General features: G+C 50.5%; 16 protein-coding genes. 10 read left to right on the forward strand and 6 right to left on the reverse strand.

Annotated elements, in window-relative coordinates; genetic code table 11:
• Nucleotides 1–72: 72 nt before the first annotated feature.
• The 8 genes from ACHHV8_RS06885 to ACHHV8_RS06920 all read left to right on the forward strand — a co-directional run bounded on the left by ACHHV8_RS06885 (nucleotide 73) and on the right by ACHHV8_RS06920 (nucleotide 13942).
• Nucleotides 73–819 (forward strand): serine hydrolase domain-containing protein, encoded by a 747-nt coding sequence (locus ACHHV8_RS06885; protein WP_395157615.1) that lies wholly within the window; start codon nucleotides 73–75, stop codon nucleotides 817–819.
• A gap of 122 nt (nucleotides 820–941) precedes the next feature.
• Entirely contained in the window at nucleotides 942–2258 is a 1317-nt protein-coding gene (locus ACHHV8_RS06890; RefSeq protein WP_395157616.1) for an ABC transporter substrate-binding protein, read from the forward strand.
• 18 nt (nucleotides 2259–2276) lie between these two features.
• Nucleotides 2277–3167: a carbohydrate ABC transporter permease gene (locus ACHHV8_RS06895; protein WP_395157617.1), complete on the forward strand. Its 891-nt coding sequence runs from the start codon at nucleotides 2277–2279 to the stop codon at nucleotides 3165–3167.
• A gap of 12 nt (nucleotides 3168–3179) precedes the next feature.
• Nucleotides 3180–4016, forward strand: a complete 837-nt coding sequence (locus ACHHV8_RS06900) for a carbohydrate ABC transporter permease (protein ID WP_395157618.1) — start codon at nucleotides 3180–3182, stop codon at nucleotides 4014–4016.
• Between the two features lie 140 nt (nucleotides 4017–4156).
• A complete protein-coding gene (locus ACHHV8_RS06905; protein ID WP_395157619.1) occupies nucleotides 4157–5950 on the forward strand; it encodes a sensor histidine kinase in 1794 nt (597 codons plus the stop codon).
• A gap of 16 nt (nucleotides 5951–5966) precedes the next feature.
• The gene (locus tag ACHHV8_RS06910; protein ID WP_395157620.1) at nucleotides 5967–6716 is read left to right on the forward strand and encodes a response regulator; all 750 of its coding nucleotides are present in this window, start codon (nucleotides 5967–5969) and stop codon (nucleotides 6714–6716) included.
• Nucleotides 6717–6840: 124 nt separating this feature from the next.
• Nucleotides 6841–7584 carry a helix-turn-helix transcriptional regulator gene (locus ACHHV8_RS06915; protein WP_395157621.1) on the forward strand — a complete coding sequence of 248 codons (744 nt, stop codon included), beginning with the start codon at nucleotides 6841–6843 and terminating at the stop codon, nucleotides 7582–7584.
• A 256-nt stretch (nucleotides 7585–7840) separates the two neighbouring features.
• On the forward strand, nucleotides 7841–13942 hold the full coding sequence (locus ACHHV8_RS06920; protein ID WP_395157622.1) for an S-layer homology domain-containing protein: 6102 nt from the start codon (nucleotides 7841–7843) through the stop codon (nucleotides 13940–13942).
• A 282-nt stretch (nucleotides 13943–14224) separates the two neighbouring features.
• On the opposite strand, the gene ACHHV8_RS06925 is transcribed toward ACHHV8_RS06920, so the two are convergent.
• Both ACHHV8_RS06925 and ACHHV8_RS06930 read right to left on the reverse strand, forming a co-directional pair.
• Nucleotides 14225–14533, reverse strand: a complete 309-nt coding sequence (locus ACHHV8_RS06925; protein WP_395163443.1) for a Sir2 family NAD-dependent protein deacetylase — start codon at nucleotides 14531–14533, stop codon at nucleotides 14225–14227.
• Between the two features lie 24 nt (nucleotides 14534–14557).
• Nucleotides 14558–15418 carry a helix-turn-helix transcriptional regulator gene (locus tag ACHHV8_RS06930; protein WP_395157623.1) on the reverse strand — a complete coding sequence of 287 codons (861 nt, stop codon included), beginning with the start codon at nucleotides 15416–15418 and terminating at the stop codon, nucleotides 14558–14560.
• A gap of 142 nt (nucleotides 15419–15560) precedes the next feature.
• Here ACHHV8_RS06930 and ACHHV8_RS06935 point away from each other — a divergent pair, with 142 nt between their 5' ends.
• Nucleotides 15561–17543: a glycoside hydrolase family 127 protein gene (locus ACHHV8_RS06935; protein ID WP_395157624.1), complete on the forward strand. Its 1983-nt coding sequence runs from the start codon at nucleotides 15561–15563 to the stop codon at nucleotides 17541–17543.
• A 195-nt stretch (nucleotides 17544–17738) separates the two neighbouring features.
• On the opposite strand, the gene ACHHV8_RS06940 is transcribed toward ACHHV8_RS06935, so the two are convergent.
• The 3 genes from ACHHV8_RS06940 to ACHHV8_RS06950 form a co-directional block, all read right to left on the reverse strand.
• Entirely contained in the window at nucleotides 17739–22088 is a 4350-nt protein-coding gene (locus ACHHV8_RS06940; protein ID WP_395157625.1) for an NEAT domain-containing protein, read from the reverse strand.
• 114 nt (nucleotides 22089–22202) lie between these two features.
• Nucleotides 22203–22604: a hypothetical protein gene (locus ACHHV8_RS06945; RefSeq protein ID WP_395157626.1), complete on the reverse strand. Its 402-nt coding sequence runs from the start codon at nucleotides 22602–22604 to the stop codon at nucleotides 22203–22205.
• 555 nt (nucleotides 22605–23159) lie between these two features.
• The gene (locus ACHHV8_RS06950; RefSeq protein ID WP_395157627.1) at nucleotides 23160–23705 is read right to left on the reverse strand and encodes a CBO0543 family protein; all 546 of its coding nucleotides are present in this window, start codon (nucleotides 23703–23705) and stop codon (nucleotides 23160–23162) included.
• Nucleotides 23706–23925: 220 nt separating this feature from the next.
• On the opposite strand from ACHHV8_RS06950, the gene ACHHV8_RS06955 reads away from it, so the two are divergent.
• Nucleotides 23926–25536 carry a hypothetical protein gene (locus ACHHV8_RS06955; protein WP_395157628.1) on the forward strand — a complete coding sequence of 537 codons (1611 nt, stop codon included), beginning with the start codon at nucleotides 23926–23928 and terminating at the stop codon, nucleotides 25534–25536.
• A 368-nt stretch (nucleotides 25537–25904) separates the two neighbouring features.
• Here the strand turns inward: ACHHV8_RS06955 and ACHHV8_RS06960 are convergent, their stop codons facing one another.
• Nucleotides 25905–26723, reverse strand: coding sequence for an alpha/beta hydrolase (locus ACHHV8_RS06960; protein WP_395157629.1), 819 nt, complete (start codon nucleotides 26721–26723; stop codon nucleotides 25905–25907).
• Nucleotides 26724–26777: the final 54 nt, after the last annotated feature.

The following is a 26777-nucleotide window of genomic DNA, read 5'->3' on the forward strand; positions in this document are numbered from 1 at the left end:
ATAGCCAAAATAGGCCAGCTCTACCTGCAGCGAGGCAGCTGGAAAGGGCGGCAGATTCTGTCTCCGTATTGGGTGGAGCAAGCTGTAAGCCTTCAGATAGCGACGGCTGATCGTGCGGGACATGCGGATGCCCAGCAGGGATACGGCTATCAATTTTGGCTGAGCCGGCACGGAGCTTACCGGGGGGACGGTGCCCACGGGCAGCTGTGTGTCGTGATGCCGGAGCAGGATGCCGTCGTTGCGATTACGGGCGGGGAGAATAATATGGGGAGCGTGCTGCAGCTCATCTGGGACCATCTGCTGCCGGGCATGCTGAACGAACCGGCAGCTGCGGAGGAATCCGGGCAGGCGCTGCTCTCCGGCAAGCTGGCTTCTCTTGCCTATCCGCCGGCCGCTGCATTCGGCGGTAATGGCGAGCAGGCCAGGCTGGCCGACGGGAAGCGTTACTGCTTCGAAGCCAATCCATATGGCCTTCAGGCGGTGTCGTTTCGGTTCGAAGAAGAGGCCTCGGAAGTTACCTTTTGGGATGAGCAAGGAATGCATCGGATTGTTTGCGGCAATGGAGCTTTTATTGAAGGAGAAACGACCCTGTCGGCCAAAGAGCTTCATCACCAATGCCGACTTCCGGTCATGAAGGTGGCGGCGAGCGGGACCTGGCAGGACGAGTCCGCATTTATTATAACGCTGCGCTATCTTGAAACGCCTTTTTGCGACACGCTGGTATGCTCTTTCGAAGGAAAGCAGCTGCGCCTGGCCCATCAAGTCAATGTAAATAATGGACCGTTGGAGCGTGAGCTGCTTCAAGGACGATCCGAATAAGCTGAGGGAGCATATTACATTTCTCCAAGAAGAGCGGAGCTGTCTCCATTCCAAATGGCGTTGTAAATCCTTATATTAAAATGCATAAGCACCAAAAAAGTAAGAGGAGGGTACGAACAGCTATGAACAAGTTACTCAAAAAAAGCGTATTTATCGGAATGAGCGCCCTGCTTGCCGCGTCCGTGTCTGCGTGCAGCGGAACTACGGCAGGCTCTTCGGAAAAAGCCGTCTCATCCGGCTCCGCCCAGGAGAAGGTAACGATCCGGTTTGCATGGTGGGGCGGGCAGGCCCGCCAGAAGCTGTATGACGACATGATCGCCGATTTCGAGAAGAAGCACCCGAATATTAAGGTGGAGCAGGAGTTCAGCGATTTCGATCCCTATTGGCAGAAGCTGGCTACGCAAGCCGCTGGAGGCAATGCGCCCGATGTGTTGAGCATGCATCTGACAAGGTATATGGATTATGCCAACCGCAAACAATTGCTGCCGCTGGACGACTATATCCAGTCCAAAGCGATCGATATGTCCGGCTTCGATTCGAAGATCATCGATATTGGAAAAGTAAACGCGAAAACGATCATGGTTTCGATAGGCAACTCGTCCAAAGGCTTTTTCTTTAATTCGGACTTATTCAAGAAATATAATATTGAGCCACCCAAATTCGATATCACCTGGGATGAATTTTCCCAGAAAGCTGCGGAACTGAAGAAAGCAGTCAATAAAGACGGCTTTTACTTTATTGATGACCAGAGCGGGATTACCGACACCTTCGGCTATTTTCTTCGCCAGAGAGGCAAGGATCTGTATACGAACGATGGCAAGCTGGGATTCACGAAGGAAGATATGACGGCTTACCAGCAGTATTGGGATCAATTGCGCAAGGCGGGGCTCGTACCTCCAGCTGCGCTTACGGCGGAATATAAAGGGAAGCAGCAGCCGGAATCGATGCTGGTCAAAGGTGTAACCGCTTCCGCTTTCGCGGCGGGCAATCAGATGAAAATATTCCAAATGTATATGAAGGACCCATTGGATATCGTAAGGCTTCCAAGCGACCCGAAAGGAAAGCCCGGCGAGGATATCGGAGGCGTATTCCTGAGCATTTCCTCCAAGTCGAAGCATCCGAAGGAAGCGGCGGAATTTATTAATTACTGGATCAACGATGCGGATGGCGGCAAGATGTTTAAAGATGAGATGGGCATTATCCAGAACAAAAGAATCAGCGAAATTATTCAACCGCTGCGTGTTCCGGCCGATGTGAAGGTAGCGGATTATCAGAACAAAATTACACCTTACGTCAATGTCCCCGTTACTCCGCCGGCAGGGAATGCGGATATCAGCAAGCTGTTCTCCACGGCGAGCGAAGCCATTGCCTTCGGCAAGAAATCGATCGAACAAGCGGTTAACGAATTTTTTGACGAATCCGCTAAAGTTTTGAAGTAAATGCAGGAGTGATTGAATATGCGAATGAGCAGCTTTCTGAAAAAAGACGGAATCGGCTACTTGTTTCTAAGCCCGTGGATTGTAGGCATGCTGGCTTTCACCATCGTTCCTGTAGCGGCATCCTTGTATTTATCGTTTACGGATTACGAAATGTTCGACAGCCCGGTCTGGAATGGCACCTATAATTATGTGCAGATTTTTACTAATGACAAACAGTTTTGGGAATCGCTGCGCGTTACATTGACCTACGTTTTCCTCGGCGTTCCGTTGGAGCTTGCCTTTGCTCTGCTCATAGCACTTATGTTAAACAAAGGGCTCTCCGGACTGCGGCTGTACCGGGCGCTGTACTACGTGCCGTCTTTATTCGGCGGCAGTGTGGCGGTGGCGCTGCTGTGGAGGCAGCTGTTTGGCGCCGAGGGGATGGTCAACGGGTTTCTGGCTTACTTCGGCATCGAAGGCATCAGCTGGATTGCGACGCCGGAAACAGCGTTATATACGATTATTATTATGAAAGTATGGCAGTTCGGGTCGCCGATGATTATTTTCCTGGCAGGCCTTCAGCAAATCCCGAATGATTTGTATGAAGCGGCGTCCATTGACGGCGCCGGCAAGGTATCCCAGTTTCTAAGGGTAACGGTGCCGCTGCTGACCCCGATTATTTTCTTCAATTTGATTATGCAAATCATTTCGGCCTTTCAAGCTTTTACACCGGCCTATATTGTGAGCGGAGGGACCGGCGGCCCTCTGAACTCAACGCTGTTCTATACGCTGTATTTATATCAGAAGGGCTTTATCAGCTTCCAGATGGGCTATGCTTCAGCCTTGGCGTGGATTCTGCTGATCATGATCTCGATCTTTACGGCGATTGCTTTTCTTTCCTCGAAGAAATGGGTCCATTATGAGAAGTAAGGAGGGAGCGGGATGAGAGGGAAAGCTTCGCCGTTACTGCGCCATGGTTTGAATATCGTTGTAACGCTGCTGATGATTTATCCGCTGTTGTGGATGTTCAGCAGTTCCTTTAAACAGCCGCAGCATATATTTACGGATACGGGCTTATGGTCGGATGCCTTCACGCTGGATAATTACATCCTGGGATGGAAAGGTCTGACCTCCGTTACCTTTGCTACCTTTTTCAAAAATTCGTTCGTGGTCAGCGGCCTGTCGATCATCGGCAATCTTCTCAGCTGTTCTATGGCCGCTTATGCCTTTGCCCGGCTGCAGTTTCGATTGAAAACGCTTTTATTCGGTCTGATGCTTCTGACGATGATGCTTCCCCACCATGTAACGATGATTCCGCAGTACATTATCTTCAATAAGCTGGAATGGGTGAACACCTTCTTACCTCTAATCGTTCCGAAGTTTACGGCAACGGACGGCTTCTTTATTTTCTTGATGATCCAGTTTATCCGCAATATTCCGGCCGAGCTGGATCAAGCGGCAACGATGGACGGCTGTGGAGCCATCCAGATCTACTGGCGGCTGATCCTGCCTTTGGCGCTGCCGGCTTTGGTAACAACGGCGATATTTACGTTTATTTGGACATGGAACGATTTCTTGGGCCAGATTCTTTACTTGAGCGATATTAAGCAGTATACGGTTTCCTTGGGGCTGCGCACGTTCCTGGATTCTCAAGGGGATTCCCAATGGGGCAGACTGTTTGCAATGTCCACTTTGTCGCTTGTTCCGGTATTCGCGATCTTCATTTTCTTCCAGAAGTATCTCATTGAAGGCATTACTTCAGGAGGCGTTAAAGGCTAGGGAGACAGGAAGAGAACGAGCTATACTTTTCCCCCTTTTTCATATAAAATCATTAATAATTCTGAAGCAGATTGGAGGCTGCCGCCTGATATGTACCGGGCGCTGCTTCCTGTTTTCATTAAAAGGCGGTCGTTCCCAACATGCAGCAATGGAGATTGAAGCCGTTCCTGTTTGGCGTCATGGTGCTGACTATCAGTTTTTTCTTACTCTTGATGACGATGGCGACTTATTTCAGCGTCTCTTATTTTTTTACGAAGCAAAAGAGCGATGCGCGGATCGAGGTCTTAAACAGCAATCAGCTCAAGCTGAACGAGCGGTTGGGAGATATGGAAGGCACGGCTTTGTCGATCTCCACGCACCGCCTTACCAAAGAACTGCTGGAAAATACCGATTCACCCGATCTGTACGAATATTTGAAGCTGCAGCGGGATGTGACGGAGTGGCTGGACACGTTCACCTATATTAAACCGTTCATTACCAGTATTCAGATCTATACCGACCGTTTTGTCCAGTATGAGAAATACGGCCAGGTCGGGAAAAATCGCATCCTGCCGATGTCAAAGATTCCGTGGAAGGAAGACATGCGGCGGTTTGAGGATGTAGGCGCGCAGTGGATTCCTTCGCATGGCGATGACTATTACTCGGATTCGAATGCGAAGCCGACTGTGCTCACGTATGTTCTAAGCATTTATGACCGGAAAGGGAGCGTCATTGGCTATGTCGCGGTGAATCTGCTGGAGGATTCGTTAACCCGGCTGTTTTTTAGCGAGACGAAGGAAAGCTCCCCAACGAACCGGTCCTTAATGCTGCTGGATTCGAGCGGCCGGCTCATGTCTGGAATGTCGGCACAGGTCAACGCACAGCTGATAAATGCTTTTCAATCCGCTATCGGCGGAATAGATAAGCCTTCCTACGGCTATCAGCCTACGAATGTTGCCGGCAGCAACTATTTGATGATCTACACGGCACAAAGCGAGAACCATTGGAGACTCGTCGAATTTCTGGAAACGAAAGATATTTATCGCGATACGAACATCATCCGCAATATTATGCTGTTGATCGGAACGGTTGTACTCTTGCTTGTTTTTCCCGTAGCTTCTTATTTATCAAGCCGGATTATTCGCCCCGTCCCACTGCTCCTAAGGGGATTTCAGCAGATCGAAAACGGGAATTTCGAGGCGAATATGGGCAAATATTTTATTGTGGAATTCAATAAATTGATCCATGGTTTTAATAAAATGGCGCTGGAGCTGGAGCGGATGATTGAAGAGCTGGAGCACAAAAACCGGTTGAAGCGGGATCTTGAGCTCAAGGTGCTGCAAAGTCAGATCAATCCTCATTTTCTATATAATACGCTGGACATGATCAATTGGGCGGCGGCGATGAAGGGGAATACGGAGATTAGCGTGATGGTGACGCGTCTGGCCAGGCTGTTCCGGATCAGCTTAAGCGGCGGCGGTACCTTTATCCGGCTTCAGGAAGAATTGGAGCATGCAAGGCTCTATGCGCAAATCCAACAAACCCGGATGGAAGACAAATTTGTGTACCGCGAGCAGATTGATCCTCTTTTAAAATCGTGCTATGTGCCGAAAATTATTTTACAGCCGTTTATCGAGAATTGTATCGTCCATGGCTTTGGGGATTTCCAAGAAGAGAAAGCGGAGGTCTCTGTCTGTGCCGAGAAAATGGGCGATCATATCAAAATTACAATTATAGATAACGGAGCCGGATTGGAGCAGCAGCGCAGTAAAAGCCCGCTTCATGTGTCGGGAACGAGCGGATACGGGATTAGAAATATTAGAGACCGGTTAGAGCTCTACTTGGGCTCTAATTACAAGCTGGTCATTTCGAATGCGGATGCCAGAGGAGTTAAAGTTGAAATGGTGCTTCCTTATTATGATTCCTTGGAGGAAATTAAGCATATAGCCACATAACATAAGGGGTGCGGGTATGAAGGTCTTGATCGTCGATGACGATGCTTATGCTGTGAATGGGCTGAAGCGCATGATTGCGTGGGATAAGCTGGGCATTAACGAGGTGATGACGGCGAAGGATGGGGAAGAAGGGTGGCAGTTATTCCAGAAGCATCCTCTGGATTTGCTGATTACGGACGTATACATGCCCAGAATGAATGGACTGGAGCTCATCAAGCGTATCCGAAGCGTGAATGCGGATATCCCCATCATTATTTTGAGCGGGTACGATGAATTTAATTATGCCAAGGAAGCGATTCAGCTTGATGTAGCGCAGTATATTCTAAAGCCCGCTGTCTTTACGGAAATTGAGCGCGTGCTCAAGGAGGTCGTCAGCGAGAAATTCGTTGCCGACAAGAAGGAGCAGTACCTCTGCGGATTAAGAAGCCACTTGGAGCAAAGCGTGCCGATCCTGCGGGAGCAGTTTTTGTTTGACATGCTCTCCGCTGCCTTAATGGAAAGGGACATTACCGGGCATCGAACGCAGTTTCTTGATCTGGATGAACAGGTCTTTGACGGGGGACTGGTCATGAGTCTAATGATTTACCGCGACTGGAATCATAAGACCGAATCGGAGCGGGATTGGCAGCTGTACAAATTCGGCGCTTACAACATCGCGCAGGAAATCGTTCAGGCCAAGGGAAGCTGCTATTTGCTCCGTTATATGGAAGACAGGCTGCCGCTATTGCTGTACGGAACCGAAAGAAGAAACGCTGCAGAGGGCTAAAAGTATTGCCGCCGAGTTCATCGAAAGCGTCGGCGCCTACCTCGAGCTTAACGCCAACGCAGGGATCGGCCGATGGTACGGCAGGTTTACCGCCTACCCGATTTCGCACAAGGAATCCAGAGATATGCTGGCCATGGTGGAGTATGAGGGATACCAGCAAATTTTCGATGCAGAAGAGAAACGGGAGCAGTCCGGGGGAACATGGCACGCCTATCCGTTCGAATATGTCCGTCAACTGACGGAAGCTTTATTTCACATGGATCATGAGAAAGTGATGCAGCATTGGGCAGAAATAGAAAGCATGCTTCTTGACGGAACCGGCGGGTCGCTCAAATACTTGAAAACGTTATGTATAAGCATGGTAAACAATCTTGTATTATACGGTATGAAAGAAGATCCTTCGACGCTGGAGCTTGGGCAGCTGGCCCAGTTTCTGCAGGATATCCAGTCCGCGCCCAGCCAGCAGCTGCTGATGGAGCGGGTTCGGACCATTTTGAGCCAATTGCTCGAAACACTGGAGCGCAAATATCGTTCAGGCAAGCAGAATGCCTATGTACAGCACGTGAAGCGGGCAGTAGCCAAGCAGTATAAGGAGAATATCTCATTTGCCCGCATTGCGGATGAGCTTCATGTGACCAGAAATTATTTGAGCAGCTTGTTCAAGAGCGAAACGGGTGAAAGCTTCACCAACTATTTAACGCTTTACCGGATCGAGAGGGCGAAGGAATTAATGAAGCTGGGCCGTTATATGATCTATGAAATAAGCGAAATGGTAGGCTATTCCGATCCGGCGTATTTCAGCAGGGTGTTTAAAAACGTGGCCGGTATGAACCCGACAGAATATGCGCTTGAGCATTGGAATGGATAGGCCTTTCCAGGAACCGTAAACCTTATGCAAAAGCTTCCAAACAAAGCCCCCTTGACCAAGCGGATAAGGGGGCTTTGAGCTTGTGGCAATTATTTACACTTGTGGTTTGATGCGAGAATTAACATTTCCTCAATACAGCGGTAACATACACTTGACACTCCTCTGATAAATTAGGGTTACGTGCCTCAGTGGACAGGTATGACACAATACATCACAGAGACATAACAGACTAAGAGTATCGGAGAGTGTGGAGCAATTGAACAGAGGAATGTTGTTTAAAAAGCTTGTACTGCATGCATCCCTGGCCAGCTTGCTGGCCGGGCCATTTGCATCGCTTGGAGCGGACAAGGCCGGGGCGGAGCCGCTTCAGACAACGGTTGATTATACCAAAGTGCCGAAGCTGCTAATTACCGAGCTGGCGCCGGACAGCACGAATGTGTCGGGGGCCGACGCCTACGAGTTTATTGAGGTTTATAACAATTCGAGCGAGCCGGTCTCGTTTAAGGATTACCAGTGGAATTATCACTATTTCGATTCCAAAAATGTTGAAAAAAATGATATTTGGCCGCTGGTCTCCGCAACGGATCATCCGGTGATTCAGCCGAGAGGGTCCGTTGTATTTTGGGTTATGAATAGTAGTAATACGACCTTGACTGCAGAGCAGTTTAACGCTAACTACGGTACTTCCTTGACTGAAGGCACCAATTTGTTCCGATTGTCGGGCGGAGGAGGCATGAGCAACAGCGCTCCGCGCGATCTCATTATTAAAGACGGCAGCGGGCAGGTCGTTGTGTCGGCTTCCTACCAGAACGACGACCAGACGCTGCCGGACAAAGGGATTTTCTATGCCTACCCGGCAGACGGAAGCACGAGCATGTCCATGGTCACTGCAGGTGCCTATGCGGCTGGCCTGCACAATGCAACGCCCGGGATGGTTGAAAGTCAGCTGGTTCCCGAGTTTACCTATGACGATCCGAATCCGCAGCAGCCTTCGCTTGTCATTTCGCATGCGCCGGTTACCGAAGCGATTGATGACAGCGATTTGGACATTGCGGCAACGATTGCCACAGATGTGCAGGGAAGCCCTTCTAATGTCACGGGAGCGGTTTACTACAAGCTCAATTCCGAGAGCTCTTATACTAAGCTGCCCATGAATATGAATCCGGATCGTTCGACGGCGGATCAGTTTGCCTTCGAGGCATCTATTCCGAAGGAACGCCTGCTGGAAAGCAAGCTTCAATATTATATTGAAGCGAATGACGGCCAGGTGACGAAGGCTACGGAGGTTTATACGGTTAACATCCGTCCGAGCTTTAATTATAACTACGTGCCGGCCATCTTGATTACGGAGCTGAATCCGAACTCCGCTAATCTGACGAATGGGGCCAAGACGGCCAACGGCTATGAATTTATCGAGGTGTACAATAACTCGGACAAAACGATCAATCTCAAAGATTACAAGCTGATGTACCGGTATACGGATAAAACGCCCAATACCGAAACTCTGTGGGATACGGGCAGCGTCGTTATTCCTTCCCAAAAGTCGGTTGTGCTGTGGATTGCCAACGGCTCTAACGACGATAAAACCGATACGGATTTCAACAGCTTTTTCGGATCGAATCTGAAGCTGAATGAATCATTGTTCAAGATAACTAATGACGGCATGGCCAACGGTGGAGCTAGAAGCATCGTGATCCGCAACTCCGCAGATCAGGAAATCGTCTCCGCCCACTATGAGAAAGAAGTCAGCGGCGTCAGCGATAAGCCGATCTTTTACAAATACCCTGACGATGGAACGACACAGATGATTCTGGATCGCGCCGGCACTGCCGCAGCGACTCCGGGAACGGTAGAGCCGCTCCAGGTGCCGAAGCTGCCGGCTTCTTTGCCGGAGGAAGGCGCAAACGAGCCGCCGGTCATTAAACATACGCCGGTGACCGAAGCGGAAACGAACGTTAATTTGCAGATTAATGCTGAAATTACGAACAAGGAAAGCGCACAGGGCTTGGTTGATCCCGTTATGGCTACCGTGCATTATAAAACCGGCTCGCAAGCCGATTTTACGACAATGGAGATGAATGTGACCTCGGGCAATCATTATTTGGCCGATATTCCGCGGGAAGAGCTGAAAGAAGCAACCTTCCAATATTACATTGAAGCCAAGGACGCTAAAAACACGGTCAAAACGGATACCTATACGGTAGCGGTTCATGTGCCCGATTTTGATCCGGCCAAAGTACCTCCGCTTCTTGTGACGGAGCTGGTGCCGAATACGACGAATGTCGGCAGTGCGGACGGCTATGAATTTATTGAAATCTACAATAATACGGATCGGGCTATTAACCTGAAGGATTACAAATTGTATTACCGCTATACGGATTCCGGTTCGGCTGCCGACATTGTATGGCCGACCGACCGCGAGGATATGATTATCGGGGCCGGCAAGACGCTTGTGTTCTGGGTTATCAACAGCGCTAACGGAAGCAAAACGGCGGCTGATTTCAATGCCCTGTTCCATACGAATCTGGTAGAGAATCAAGATATTTATAAAGTGTACTCGGATGGCATGGCGAACACCGGCAAGCGGGGCGTTGTGATCGGAACGAATACGCACGTGGATATTTCGGCTGCTTATTACGATGGCTCGCTGCCTAAAGAAACGGCTGAGAATAAAGGCATTGAATATAAGTTTCCGACCAACGGCAGTACGACAATGCTGAAGCTGAGTGCAGGTGTGGAAGCGCCGTCCCCGGGCAGTGTGAATCCGGCTCAAGTTCCGGATGTGCCTGTTACGGTTGCCGACGACACACAGCCGCCGGTTTTCACGGACATGACCGGAATTACGAGCATCGATCAATCGAAGGATCTTGCTATTGTAGGGGATGCTTCGGACAATGTAGCCGTCAAATCGGTCAAGCTCTTCTACAAGTCGGATCAGCAGGCTGACTATTCCAGCCGTTACCTGTATGTGGATTATAACGATTTCATGTACCATTTTACGATCTATTCACCGGACCTGATCGGCAAGTCTTATATGGAATACTATTTTGTCGTATCCGACGGCACACATGAAATCACCTCCAATACTTACAGGGTCGATATTACCGGGGGGCCGGACTGCTCCGCGCTTCGCCTGAATCTGAAAGATGGAGATATTCTGAGCGGTACGAAGGCGATCAAGGGAACGCTGGAGAACGGCTCCCCTGACTCTCTGCAGCTTGAGATGGATGGCAGCCCGCTGACTGCAGGAACCTACCATGCGCTGGAGCAGGATGCTTACTTTGCCTTTGAAGCGAATGCCGTCAATTATTATTTTAAAAACGGCGTTACTATCGGCAATGAAATTTTATATACGTTTATGGATCCGATCAATTCGTATACGACGCTTTCGGTACCGATCCAGGCTTCCCGTCTGAAAGAGGGCGGCAATACGATTTCGATTCGCGCGGGCTCCAAATCTTCGCCGTTCGATGACCGTCCGGAGGAGAATAAGGACGATTTCACGGTCAAAAATATTCGTCTTGTCTTTGCCGACGGTACGGTCCTTTACGATCCGAACTATGCCGATCCGAATAAGGAAATTAAAATGGGCGACAGCGCAGGGAAAAACCCGGTCGTTGACTTCAACTTCAACCTCCCGGCAGAACGGCTGAAGTCCCAAGCCTATGACCTGGATACGACGACGCTGCCGGATGGTCCGCATACTATTACTGTTAACAGTGCAGAAGGACAGAAAACAGCGAATATCGTGGTAGATAATACGAAGCCTGAGATTGTTCCTTCCATCGAAAGCGGTAAGATGATTCGCGGCGAATTTACGCTGGATGCTCAAATTACGGATGCCCTTGCAGGTGTTGCATCGGTGGAAGCTTCGCTGGACGAACAAAAGATCGAGCTGCCTCTGGCAACGGCTTCTTCCAAGCTGAGCGCCGGCGCTCATACCTTCGTCGTCAAAGCGGCGGATAAGGTGGGCAACGCCTCGGAGCAAACGGTCACTTTTGAAGTGCCTGATGAGAATCCGGCCAAGCCTGAGCTGATGACTCCTACCCATGATCAAAAGGGGGCGACCCCTCAGCTGTCCGTCAAGGTGCAGGACCCGACAAAGGATGCAATGAATGTCAGCTTCTATAAAGGCTTTCTCTTTGACGCGCTGCATCGTACCGGACTTGCGGCATTCAAGAACGCATCGGAGGTTGAGCCTCCCAAGCAGCTGAAGCCGGAAGGGGAACAAGCTTTGAGCGAGGAAGAGTACAGCCTGATCGGCACTCCGGACGGCAAGTATCTTACGAACGATTCGGATGATAAATTTCCGTATCACCGCTTTGAAGTCAAGCTGGACCCTACGGTGAAGCCGACCGATAAGGTCGAGATCGACTGGCAGGGGAAATCGCTGGAAGGGCGCCAGGTGAGCATGTACGGCTGGAGTCCGGCTGACGGCAAATGGAACAAGCTGGACGGCACCGTTGCCGGGAATGAGGATTTCTCCCTGGCTGCAGAAGTGCCTGCCGGTGATTATGCCGTGGACGGAACGATCCATGTCATTATTCAGGATGAGCTTCCGGTGAAACAGGATCCTTATGATTTCAGCTTTGTATGGATGTCCGATACCCAATATTATTCGGAGAGCTACCCTGAAATTTATGAAGGCAATGTCAAGTGGATCGTGGATCACAAGGATGATATGAACATCAAATATGTGATTCATACCGGCGATATCGTCGATGAAGCCGACAAGGAATACCAGTGGCAGGAAGCGGACAAGGACATGAAAGTCCTGGAGGATGCGAAGATTCCTTATGGCGTGCTTGCGGGCAACCATGACGTGTCGCACCAATATGCCGACTATACCAAGTTTTACCAATATTTCGGTGAAGACCGCTTCAAAAGCCAGCCTACCTACGGCGGCTCCTACCTGAACAACCGCGGCCATTACGATCTGGTCTCGGGCGGCGGGAACGATTTCGTTGTCATATATATGGGCTGGGATATCCGCGACGAAGATATTCAATGGATGGACGATGTTGTCAAAATGTATCCGGATCGCAAGGCGATTCTGGATTTCCACGAATATTTGCTCGTTTCGAACAACCGAGCGCCGATTTCTGAAAAAATCTATGACCGTGTTGTCGTACCGAACAAAAATGTCATTGCCGTATTGTGCGGACATTATCACGATGCCGAAGAATTGGTCGATGAGATCGACGATAACGGCGACGGCGTGCCGGACCGCAAGGTTTATCAGCTGCTGGCCGACTATCAAGGGGCCGAAAAAGGCGGCTTGGGCTACATTCGCCTGCTGCAGTTTGATGTGAAAAACAACCAGATTCATGTGAAGACTTATTCGCCTTATCTGGACGATTACAACTATTACGATCCGACGACTTATCCGGGCAAGGACGAATACGATCTCGATGTCAATCTCCAGCCTATGCATAAGCAGGTGGCTACGGACTATTTTGCAGTCAAAGTGTATACCGATCAGCTGATCGGCAAGCAGACAGAGGTAGCCAGCGGGGGGACGGCGAGCACGTACTGGGGCGGCCTATCGAATGGCGGGTATTACCAGTGGTATGCAGAGGCAGAGGACGCCTACAGTGGCAAGACCCGTTCCGATGTATGGGGCTTTACCGCAGCGGTCCGAAGCTCGCATTCCCATGGCTCGCAGCCTTCGTCATCGCCATCGCCATCGGCGCCGGCGAATCCTCCTGCGGAGACTGTACCTGCGCCGGAGACTGGCTCGACACAGCCGCCTGTAACGACCGCGCCAGGCTCGACAACACCGTCAGCAGAGACGCCGCCGGTTGAGCTTCCGTTCAGGGATGTCGACAGCAGCTATGACTGGGCGAAGGAAGCGATCGGCATGTTGACGGCAAAAGGGATTATTCAAGGAACCACGGAAACAAGCTTTGAACCGGGTCAAAATATTACCCGCGCCGACTTTATGACACTGCTCGTGCGGATGCTCGACTTGAAAGCAGACGTGGACAGCAACTTCAGCGATGTAAGCGCAGCGGACTATTACTATGAGACACTCGGCATCGTTAAGAAGCTGGGAATTGCTGATGGGGTAGGCGAGAACAAGTTCAATCCAAGGGAGTCGATATCCAGACAGGACATGATGGTGCTGCTTATGCGCGCATTGCAAGTCACGGGCAAGCTGAACCTGTCCGGTACGGCGTCCGATCTGAACTCGTTCCAGGATAAATCCGACGTAGCAGTTTATGCGCTGGATGCGATTGCTGCGATGGTGCAGGCAGGGATCGTACAGGGTGACGGTACCTCGTTACATCCGACGAATCCGGCGACAAGAGCGGAAACCGCCCAGCTGCTGTACCGGGTGTATGCTCAATTGAAGTAAAGCTGCTTCTTCAGCTGCTTTTGCGTCATAAAAGAACAGATTAGGGAAAGTAAAAATAAGGCAGAAGCGCCCGAATGAAAGACTGGGTGCTCCTGCTTTATTTTGTTATCACTTGTTTTATTTGTTGAAAGGTCAAGACGATATCATCGTGGATTACATAATCAAACAAATAGTCCAACGGCGTAGCTTCATTATTTACGATGGCTTTAGTAATCTTATGGGCATTCTGAATATATTTCGGCAGCTCTTTGACCGGGCAGACCCGTAGAGACGAGCCAAGCGTCAAAAATAATTCTGTGTCGCATACCGCTTGATGGTTTCCTCCATATATTTCACTTTGCCTTCATAAAGTACGATATCCGGCTTTAATACGGCTCCATCCACATTACATAACGGGATCTCGTTGCTCAACAGATAAGCCATTGCATATTCGCGGTGGCATAAGGGGCATCTGGCTGTTCTTAAAGAACCGTGGACTTCAAGCACATTGGAGCTGCCGGCCTTTTGATGAAGTCCATCTACATTTGATTCCTGCAGATGAGAATTGGAAACAACGATGTGCTTGCCTAGGATGAGCGGAGACGCGAACAGGGAGCCGCCCTCTGCAGCTCTACTCTACGGGGAATACTGCTTGCGAAACCGCAGAGGCGAGATGCCGGCGTACTGCTTGAAGCAGTTGGAGAAGTAGGGAGCATGCTGAAAGCCGGTCTGTTCTGCGATCTGTGCGACAGGCCATTCCGTCTTGATCAGCAGCAGCTTCGCCTGCTCAAGCCGGTATTCGTGCAAATATTCCATTGGCGTACATTGGTACATTTCTTTCATGCATCGGACAATATAGTTCGGGTGAAAATGAAGCGCCTCAGCCAGCGTACTATTCGTCACCTGGGTCTGATAATGCTGCCGCAAATAAGCCTCCGTCCGATGAGCCAGCCGTAAGGCGGGAGTGACGTCGATCCCCGGGTGCTTCTCCTCAAGCAGGCGCAGCAGCTCAAGAAATAGCTGCTGCTCGTTCCAAAAGGCCGCCGATCGATGCTGATTCGAGTCGGCCAGCATTTTGTGAAGGTGACGCTCGGCTAAAGGAAAATCAGGCGGCGAGGCATACTGCGGGATCCGGATCGTGTAGGGATTGGCCCATATTTGCCGGCCCGGGACGGCTATAATCGCCTTCTCGTCAGATTCCTGCTGCCACGATCCATTGAAATCAAAATGAATCCAATAGAACACCGTTTCGGTTTCGCAGGCCTTTACCGGATAATGATACCGGTCCGGCAGCAGCAGCAGGGTTTGGCCTCTTCCGACTTCCCATTGCCGGTCATCCTCACCGATGAATAGGGTCCCTTTGACGACCCACAGCAGGTCGAAGATACCGAGGCGGCGCCGGCTCGGATGCTGCTCACCCGGACGAAAGGCTGACAGGCCGATCGTGATGTAATAAGGCATCGGCGGCAGCTCCATCGCAATGCATTCCCTGTCCATTTGAAATCACCTCAATAGTGTGAAATTTTATAAAAAAAGGTTTGATTTATTCGTAGATGATCTTTTATTCCAAGGATAAACTGGATGAAGGCTATAATCAAATGTTATATAAATGGGTTCACGAATGAAGGAGGGAAGACAGATGACAACAAGCTCAACCAGAGGACAGCGGAACGCGGAAAAGGTACATATTGAAGATGCATTTTGGAACCCGTTGATGGAGCTCGTTCGAAAGACGGTTATTCCTTATCAATGGGAAGCGCTGAATGACCTGATCCCGGATGCCGAGCCCAGCTATGCCATCCGCAATTTCCGGGTTGCCGCGGGACTTGAAGAAGGGGAATTCGGCGGGATGATCTTTCAGGACAGCGATGTGGCCAAATGGCTTGAAGCGGCCGGTTACTCGCTTGCCAACCATCCCGATCCCGAGCTGGAGCGCACAGCGGACGGAGTGATCGAGCTGATCGCCCAAGCTCAGCATGAGAACGGCTATCTCAATACGTACTTCACGATCCGGGAACCCGGCAAGCAGTGGACGAATCTGCATGAGGCTCATGAGCTGTACTGCGCGGGGCATATGATGGAGGCGGCTGTTGCTTATTATGAAGCGACCGGCAAACGGAAGCTGCTTGATGTCATGTGCAAATTCGCAGATTATATTGGAACCGTTTTCGGTACCGAGCCCGGCAAGCTGCGGGGCTATGACGGCCATCAGGAGATTGAGCTTGCACTGGTGAAGCTGTATCAGGCGACAGGGGAGGATCGGTTTCTGAAGCTGGCGCAATTCTTTATTGACCAGCGCGGAACAGAGCCGAATTTTCTTGTGGAGGAGTGCAAACGAAGAGAGGGGTACAGCCATTGGGCGCAAAAGAAGGTGCCGATTCCGTCCGTCGAGCAGCTGTCGTATAATCAGGCGCATAAGCCGGTTCGCGAACAGGATGCTGCCGTCGGGCATGCCGTGCGGGCCGTATATATGTACACGGCGATGGCCGATTTGGCAAGGCTGACGGGCGACCGTGAACTGTTGGAGGCATGCCGCCGTTTGTGGAGCAATACAACGACAAAACAGATGTACATTACCGGCGGCATCGGTTCGACACATCATGGCGAGGCGTTTTCCTTCGATTACGATCTGCCGAACGATACGGTTTATGCCGAGACCTGCGCGTCCATCGGTCTCATCTTCTTCGCCCGCCGGATGCTGCTGCTGGAGCCGAGAAGCGAATACGCCGATGTGATGGAGCGGGCGCTGTACAACAATGTGATCGGCAGCATGTCGCAGGACGGCAAGCATTATTTTTATGTGAATCCGTTAGAGGTATGGCCGAAGGCGTCCGAGCACAATCCGGGCCGCCGTCACGTGAAGCCGGTACGGCAAAAATGGTTCGGCTGCTCCTGCTGCCCGCCGAACGTAGCGCGGCTGCTCAGCTCGCTGAACAGCTACATTTATACCGCCTCGGCAGAGGAGAACAAGATATATGCCCATCTGTTCATCGGCAGCGAAGCGCAGTTCGGGCTTGCCGCCGGACAGGTGGCGCTCAAGCAGCAATCGCGTCTGCCGTGGGAAGGCTACGCGCGCTTCGAGTTCACCGAAGCTCCGTCAGAACCTTTTGCGCTTGCGCTTCGTATTCCGTCCTGGAGTCTCAATCAGGCCGTGATGAGAATCAACGGCGTTACGGCGCATTATGACGTTGAGCAGGGCTACGCGGTAGTAAACAGGCAGTGGGTACCGGGAGACATTGTAGAGTGGGAGCCCGCTCTCGAGGCTCGGCTGATCGCAGCCCATCCGGAGATCCGGGTGAACGCCGGCAAGGCTGCCTTCGAACGCGGACCGCTCGTTTATTGTCTGGAGGAAACGGACAATGGCCGTCCGTTGGCGTCCCTGTCGATTGAGCGGAGTGCAGAGCTAAGATCCGGCTATGATGCCGATTTGCTTGGGGGCGCGGTTACAATTGAAGCACAAGGCCGTGCAGATGAGCATGATTCCTGGGACGCGGCTGCGCCTTACCGTCCATTAATTCAGCAGCAGGCATCCGAACCGGTTACGTTAAAGGCGGTACCCTATTATTTATGGGGGAACCGGGAGACGGGGGAAATGACGGTGTGGATACGTACGTGCAGTTAATGCCGCTTCTATAGTGGAAGCTTCATACGACAGCCTGCCCCGAATCGGCAGGCTGTTGCTGTATGAAGGCAGCGGGCACAATGTCCAATAAATGGAAAATAATTACATTCACGGCGTGTGCTTTGCACTGTGTGTTATTTCGGACATAAAGAAACCGGGTAGCCATCTTAGATGGTTGCCCGGTTTTTTAATAAATTATTTTGCGAGGGATTTGTGAAGCGCAAGAATCAGAGAAACGGCTTCAGCGCGAGTCGCATTTTCGTTCGGGGCGAATACATTGTTGTCGCGTCCGCTGATAATGCCCGCTTGCTGTGCAGCAGCGACGGAGGCTTGAGCCCATTGTGGGATGCTGTCCGCGTCGGAGAAGCTGGCGCGTGCGTCAGCTTCCACATCCAGCTTCAGGGAGCGTGCAATAATAACGGCCAATTCCGCACGGCTGACTTGACGGTCGGCGCGGAAGCTTCCGTCCTCATAGCCGGTAACGATGCCGGTCTCTACGACCGGAGCGAGATAAGGCTTCACCCATTGCGGGATTTGAGCCGCATCGGTGAAATTCAGTTCGCTGTCAGAGCTTTGGCCCAATTTCAGCGTTTTGTTCAGCAGAGTAATAAACTCGGCACGGTTAATGTTAGCGTCCGGACGGAAGGTACCGTCTTCATATCCATTCACGATGCCAAGCGCTACCGCTTGCTCAATTGCTGCTTTGGCCCAGTGATTTTGCAGATCTGTAATAACTACCGGCTGCTCGGTCGGCTGGTTTGCACCGTCGCCAGGAACAGGCTCTTGACTTGCTGCAATGGTGGTTTCGTCAAATAAGAGATCGGCTTTAACCTCTTCCGGATCTTTACCTGGAAGCGACAGAGTGAACTGGGTCGACAACCGGTTTTGAGCATTAGCAATTTCAAATCTTACCGTTCTCAGGTGAAGCTCGCTGTTTACGTCAACAACTTGAGCGCTTGCTAGAACGCCATTCGTTCCGCTTACTTTCAATCCGGACACTTCCTGGCTGGAGACGGTTAATTCCACATAGCTTTTGCCGTCAGCGACAACCAGCTTCGCCGGATGCTTGAAGTAGGCATCCGCAGCAGAGGCTTGCGTTGTCCCCTGCGAATAAAGTGCATACTCGATGGTATACTGACCGGCTTCCAGCTTATCGGCTAATGGCTGGATAACGACTCCGCCGCCACCGCCGCCGTGGGAGTGGCCGCCGCCTGTATTCGGATTCGTTCCCGGATCGGTCCCAGGATCTGTACCCGGATCCGTTGCCGGCGTCAAGGCGATATCGGAGAAGTTAATTTCGAAAGCGTGCTCGACTTGGTCGGCATCCAGCAAGCTTAGTACATATACAGCAGAGCGGTCTTTGATTTCAAAGCTGACGGTTGCAGGCGTGCTGTCTGCAGCCAGTACTTTTACAAGACCTGTCCGTTTGGCCGCTGCCAAGGTCGAAGCATCTTCCAGCGAACCGTCGGCTTTCTTGATTTGGAGCTTTTTGAACGTCACGCCGTCAGCGAGATTCATCGTGACGATTTGTTTGCCTTCGGTTACGTTCATCGTAGCACCCGACGAGATGAAGTTGGTCAACGGTGTTCCGGTGCTGTCTGTAATCGTAGACGGCCAGCTAAAGGTGTATTTGGCGTCAGCCAAAATAACGGATGCGGAGAAGACGGCAATAGCTTTATTCAATGCCGTTACGGCATTATTCACGGTCCGCTGCGAAGCTTCGGCGTTGGCTGCTACTGCTTCAGCCGTAGTGATGGCTGCTTGCAGAGCTGCTTTGGAGCCTGCAACGTATTGTCCCGCAGCTGTGCCTTCCACTGCTTCGTTCAGCTTAGCTTTGGCTGTATCTACCAGAGCGGTCAACTTCGATTTGTCGGTTTGGAGATCGAAGCCGAGCTCTACATCATATTCATGATCATAGATGCCGATTGGAGCGGGAAGAACCCAATAAATTTTGACCCAGCCGTTCAAGCGTGCATCCAGATCGGTGACTTCAAAACGAACGACGCGCGTATTGGCGGCTTCATCCGTACTAACCGTATCTGTTTCAGTCAAGGCGCCGTTGTGCTCGGTCTTGAACGATAAAATTTCGGCGTTTTGCTTCAACATGAAGGAAACGTACTTTTTGCCGTCGATAACGGTCAATTTGCCGCTGTTGTGATCGACATAATCGTACATGACCGATGTTTCGTCAGTGCCTTTTTTGTAGATGGTAAATCCGAGAGGATATTCTCCGTCAGGGAGTGTGTCGATAATGACGGAAGCTTTAAAGGCAGCTACGGCTTGCTGCAAAGCTTGCAGTGCCGCCGCTGTTAGGGCGTCCGTGCCGTTAACGCGGGAAGCCTCGGATCCGGCCGCATTGATTGCTGCTTGCAGGGCTGCTTTGGCTTGCTGCGGATATTGTCCCTGCTCCGAACCCGCCACAGATGTGCGGTAAAGCGTGTTGGCTTCGGTAATGGCCTGGGATAATGCCGTGTTGTCCACATTGTTGAAGTTCAAACGAATATCGTGCGTACGGTCATAATTTTGAGCGGGTATAGAGATGTGAACCTTGGCGTCGCTCAGCGCAGACAGGCTGTCCACTTTAAAGGAGACAATTCGCGTATCTTGTTCAGCATTCTCGCTGACAACGGCTGCATCCACATACTCGCCGCCTGTTTTCACTTGGACATTCTTAATGACCGAGCTTTGCTTAATCTCGAAGGAGACATAAACCGCGCCGTTCACTGTCGTAGCGGTCGCCGGCTTCGCAAAGTAGCTTTCGACAGCGGAGAACGCATCGTTCGTCGCATGCACCGACGTGTAGTAGAGCGGATAAGTCGCTGTGTCTGTAAATGCAGTCAGCGCTTGCGCTAATGCGGTACTGGCAGCAGTCAGCTGAGGACGTGTGCTCGCCAGGTTCTGAGCGGTTGCTGCAGCCGCGTCGATTTGACTTTGCAGACCGGTTTTGGCTGCTGCATAAGCGGCTTCGGCTCCCGGCTTGGCGGTTGCTGTATTAGCTACATTGCGCGCAGCTGCCACAGACTGGCTCAAAGCCTCGAGCTTGTCCGCGTTGAAGCTCAAATACGTTACTTGAGTCACGCCGTCAAGCTTGTAGCGGACATAATAATGGCCGAGCCATTTGGTGTCGTCATCCACATTTGCAGCTTTGACGGTCAATTGATACACTTTGATATTGCCTTGAGAGCTCTTGGTAACCTTAGGGACAAGATTTTCTGTGGCTTTATAGCCGCCGGTTACAGCAGTAGCGTCTGGCGCCATCACATCGGTAATCGCGGAATCGGTAATAAAGGCAATGTTTGCTTTATATCCAGGTTTTGGCAAGTTTTTTAATCCAATATATGCCGTTGTGCCCGAGATTTGCGGAAGCTTGGTGGATGGAGCGGTTGCTTCGGTTAACGAATCCAGCGCCATCACTTTCACCGAGTCATTGCTGATGTAATAGTAAGAGTCTTTGGAGCCATTGTAGTTACTTTCCAAGCTAGTTTTCGCTCTGTCGACCTCTGTTTGCGTTGCCTTGGGATTATCGTAAACGGCTTGGGCAAGGCCGATCTGACGTATCAGATTGGATTGCGAATTTCCGACAAACTCGCCGGGAGTAACCGCACCAAGAACGCTGCCCGGAAAGCCTTCCTCTGTCCCTATCTCCTTCATGTTATTTGCAAATTCCGTTACGATGGCGATCAGGGAACCGAGAGCTGTTTTATTCGCCGAATGGATCAGTGCTTTGAACGTATTCAGGGCAGCTGTCAGCGCATCATAGGCTGATTGCACCGCAGCAGCCGACGTATTGCCGGAATCAATGAATTGTTCGGCTTGTACGATGGCGTTGTAGAAAGGCTGTCTGCTGCCTTCAGGCGCCTCGCCGAGCTCCGTTCCTTCATACGTATTCTCGTATACGGACTGCGAGACGGTCACAAGGTCCTGCAGCTGATCGATCGTAATCGGCTGCTCTGTTCCGCCGCCGGTATCGCCGCCGGTATCGCCCTGCAGAGGCAGGTTCTTCGTGTCGATTTCCAATTGCACATTGTACCAATAATCATAGGAGAAACCGGCTCCGAACTCGGGAGAATCCTTGATTACGACATGCATAAGGATATCTTGCTTCTTCGAAATGTCTTCTATATTAATAGAAGCAATCTTATTGCTGTTGGCTGCATCACGCACGGGGTAGTGGGTGTAGCCATCCAGCCCTTGTACCGTGTTGGTGGAGGTGTTGATTACGGCTTTGGCAGCGCCGGGATTACGAAAGCCAATGTATTGAAAGTATCCGTAGTATTGCGGATAGATCTCATGCTCGAATGTGATGCTGCCGTTCTGGGCGATCACCTTGCCTGTGTTCTCAACGAACAGGTACGAATAGGCTGCGGAGATACTATTGGTTCCATCCTTTATATACCGGTAGTTTGCCGAATATACACCGTCGGGCAGCGTCACCGCTGCATCGGCTGTCTTTACGTTAAAGTTCAGGGCAGTAAACAAGGAGGATAGGAATAAGGCGAGAGACAGGCATAAGGCGATGGACTGCTTGAGATTGCTCTTTGACACTTGTATGTACACTCCTTTTTCTTGGTCTCGGACCAAAATGCCAAAACGAAAAGCAGTCGGACATAAGACCGCTTTTCGCCTTGGCACTTATTTTATTGGGGTGGAGCTAGACGATTAGTTCCAGTGAATAGTCAGCTCGTACTCGGAAGAGTGAGGTCCAGCTGCAACGGACAGTTTTGTATTGATGTCAGCGGTTGGGTTCGAGTTCGTGAAAGTGAAAACAGTGTTGCCGTTAGCATCGTATGTTGGGTAGTAAGTTACGAAAGTGCCGGTGCCGTTATCGGCTTGCAATTGAGGGTAATAGTCATCTTGCAATGTGATAGTAACGGTTGTGCCTGTTACGTCAGCATCCCCAACGATGTACGAGTTCACGTGCGCATTGTAAGAGGAAGACGGGTTGTTCTGGTAATAGAATTCATACGATTGGCTGGCAGCCGAAGCCGGTACCGCGAAAGCAAGAACGAGCATAAATACGAGCATCATCATCGAAAAAGATTTTTTCATGGATAATTTCATGGATTAACACACTCCCTGGTTTTGGTATGGTTTTTCATTTCATGAAACAACAGGATTACTTTGGCATGAATGATACTACATTAAGCAGCTGCTTCAGCATTCGATTTGGGAACGGCTTACGACCCTCCTTTCAAAAAAGTGTGACGCCACAGAACACCAAGCTATTTCGATAATGATAATCATTATCAATCTCGTTGTAAAAAAAAATCTGCGGCTGCTGCCCGGTGGCAGGTACCTCGTCTTACGGATGTCGATAATGTGTGCACCAACTATCGACACATTTATCTTATTTTTCATTCTAAATTTTGTCAATTCCACAAATTGTCATTTTTTTGGCGGGCCGATTGCTCAAAAAAGCCGAAATCTCTTGATACGACTGGGTTCTCGGCTTTTGAAGAAAAAAACGGAAGAAGATCTATTAAATTTTCTAATATCCATTAAATGTTAAAAATTAAATATTTTATGCAAAAAGTTGACCGGAAACTTCCAAATTTATTTCAAATGACAACTTTCAATAGTTTTTAGATTGTTTATGAAAGAAACATTCGACAGCAATTATTTCAGCTTCATGATGGGGATTTCAAAATAAATGGAGAAAAATAACGCAAAGCCAATAAACAGGAAAGAGGCGACAAGCGGTTTGTGCTGATTGAGCTTGAGCAGGGAAAAGGCGATGCAGTTTAAAATAATCGACCAGTAAAGTGTCCAGCCATTGTCGTATTTCATCAGTTTCAGCGTATGGGTCACCCATTCGAGGACTGTATAAATGGCCACCCACATAAGAATATAGCCCAACTGCCGGAGCCAGGATAAGCCGGAAGGGTATTGACTCAAATAAATCAGGATCGAGCATGGAAACGCAACGAAGGTGATGGCAATGCCAATAATGGTATGATTCAAGCCGAATCCGGGAGAGAGATATTCCCAGTAGGAATGCTGTTCCGTCGTCAAAATGCCGTAAACCAGGTCTCCTGTCATCATCATGAAAATAGAAGCCTGATATATTTTAAAGCTTTTCCAATGCCCCCATTTAAGCGAGGCCATCACCCAAAGGATGATCCCGATAAAAAAAAATATTTCTTTTTGCGCAATCGATTCCATTGGATTACCTCTCGATTTTCAGGATAAGAATATAACCTAGTATTGTAAATTAATTACACAATATACATTTAATTTCCAGTAAATATGTGATAAGGAAGCCGTTATTCAGGACGAGACGGGTGTAAAGAAGGTTTTTACCCTGTCTGCTTCGAATTTTATAAGGAAGAATCAAATGGAGAACTTGACCGCTGCGGTAAAAGAATGGAGGCGCGCCTAAAGCATGCGTTTATCAAAGACCGTTTGGTGGATGGGATTACTGGTGTTTCTGGCGGAGCTTTCTTTCGGGTTCTGGATGGCCGTCACGAATCAGTACATTCCGGGCGATGCGCTGAGCAGGGTCGCTAATGCCTATTATGTCTTATACAGCCGGGATCCGCATCTTGCGGCTATCGGGTTTGTATGGAATCCGCTGCCGAGCCTGCTGACCTTGCCGGTGTTACTCGCTTGGCCGCTCTATCCCGAGCTTGCTTCCTCAGGCTTGGCAGGAGTGATCCTGACCGGCTTAGCCGCCGCGGGTACCGCTATGATGCTTTTTCATCATTTTATCAAACGCGGACAGCCCTATTTCCTAAGCCTGATCCTTTGTCTGCTCGTTTCCTTTAATCCTTTTCTGTTTCTATATGGATCCAACGGAATGAGTGAGAGCTTATTCATCTTTTTCCTGGTATGGGCTGTTCTTTATTTAACGAAATGGTTTGACCGAAGCGGCATGGACAGCATTATTCATGTAGGAGTGACGCTGACGTTCGCCTTCCTTACCCGGTATGAGGCTGTAGCCTTCGGCGCTTGTCTGGCTCTATCCGTCGTTCTGTTTATCTGGAGCCAGAGACGGATCATCCTGGAGCAGTGGACCTACCGCGAAATTTACCGGAAAATCGAAGCGACGGAAATTGTCTTGCTGTCCCCGGTTTTTTACAGCGGGATATTGTGGATTGTGCTGAACTATATGATCATGAACGACCCGCTGTATTTCTTAAGGTCGAACTATTCCAATCTGGGGCAGGCTCAGCAGTTAGCCGAAAATACATCGATCGGTCCTTTAATCGGCCATCCGGGTGTGGCGATGCAGTTTATTCTGATTCGGAGCGCATGCTTCGTACTGCCGCTGGCTGCGATTCTGTTTATGCGATTGTGGCAAAGAACGCTCTTTCACATGGATTTTGCGATTATTCTGCTGCTGATCGCTTCCATACCTGCGATGCAGTTCGTGATGCTGGTCAAAGGCTCTTCCTACGGCTGGCTTCGCTTCTTCGTCTATCCTTTGCCGCTGGCTGCGGCCTGGCTTCCTTATGAGCTGCAGCGTCAGCGGGCGAAAGGCCCGTTCGGCTATTGGACAGCCGCGGCGGTCAGCGTACTGCTGCTACTCGGCAGCGCCGCGATGACCTGGCAGGCAATGCAGAAATATGAGCTTGCACCCGAAGAATATGAAGCGATTCATTATAAGGAAAGCGCAACGCTGCAAAAAACAATCGTCGCCAAGCAAATAGCGGAAGACTTGGACCGGCGGGTTGCAGAAAATCCGGAGCTCCATATCTTAACCGATTCCTTTAACGCCTTTCAAATCATTTTAAATGTCAGGCATTCGAACAATTTGGTCATTACAAGCGACCGGGATTTCACTCCGTCGCTGGCAGCTCCTTATGAACGGAAGGTTCAATTCATCCTCGTGCCCAATCCGACCGGCATAGCGGGACTGAACGCTGTGAACCAAAAGTACGGGGAGCTCTATGAGAAGGGAACCTCCTGGGCCCGTCTGGAGAAGGAATACAACGGCGGCTGGCGGCTGTACCGGGTTACGGGACCGATACCGGCCGAGAGAAAACCTTCATAAAGGCTGCGGCCGTTGAAAACTAGCGGAGAGTACGGAATCGTTCTTGTAGAAGCGTAAGCGTTCACCTTTGTTCCCGGATTCCAACCGCTAGAAACGGAAGGCAATCAAAGCAATTCGGGACAACAGTGATCGGAAAGAAGTTTCCGTACACGCGGCGGTGACGTTTTTTGGAGGCCTCGCAAAGGTTGAAGGCCTTCTCTTTTTTTATATGATAGATAATGATAATCGTTATCAATTAGTGGCCGTTAACGCATGACGAGAGTGGAGGCAGGTTACGATGTCGGAGCAAAATGCAATGCGCTTCGTCTACCCGGGTCCGCAAACCGTGGATCAATAAAAAAAATGGAGAAATCCCCTAATGAAAGTATTCATAGGGGATTTCTCATCACAAAACGGATCGCCTGGCTGATCAGCACCGGCAGGACGGAAATATGATTTTCATTGGCAAACTCGTTGTATTCAACGGACAGCCGGCCTGGAGCAACGAGCGACAGACGTTCGGCAAGCGCTTGAGCTTTGGCGTTGACCAGACTTTCGTGCGTCCGCTCGAGCTCTCCTGCGGCCAGCAGGAGGCGGACTTGGTTGGTTTCCAGCAGCCGTCCGCTCAGGAGAAGCTCCTGCTCCTGCAGCATCCTCTCATTCCAATAGATGGAAGGGCTGCCCGCTACATAATTTTGAAAGCTGTAGGGCCGCGTATACAGCGCGAATAAGACGAACAGCCCTCCGAGCGAATGACCGTACAAAGACTGCTTGGCCGTATCCACGGGAAATTCGTTCGCGATGATCGGCTTCAGCGTCTCTTCGATAAAAGCCAAGAAGGCCTCGGCGCCGCCCTGCTCCGGCCATTCCTTGCCGTCAGGGCTTGGCGGCAGCTCCGATCTTGGCACGGGGAGCGTGAAGTCGTAATGGCGGGATGGATGAAACGGAGCTTCCGTGTCGTAGCCGATGCCTACGACGATGGCCGGCCATACCCCGGTTCTTGCGGGAAACCGCGATTGGGCCCGCACGGCTTCGGTCATCGTGGCGAAAACCGAATTGGCATCCAGCAGGTAAATGACCGGAAACCCCGTCGGGGGAGGAGCTTCAGCCGGAACGCTGATGAAAATGTGATATTCCCGTCCCTGATGCGTCACAATCCGCTTCTGTGAGCGGGGAATCACAACCGAGTCTAATAAATGATTGTCCATGGCTGGAGAGCACCTCGCCTTATTTTCATTATATCTGGTATTGAGAAACATTCT

It is taken from the genome of Paenibacillus sp. TAB_01 (assembly GCF_043945595.1).
Classification (GTDB): Bacteria; Bacillota; Bacilli; order Paenibacillales; family NBRC-103111; genus Paenibacillus_S.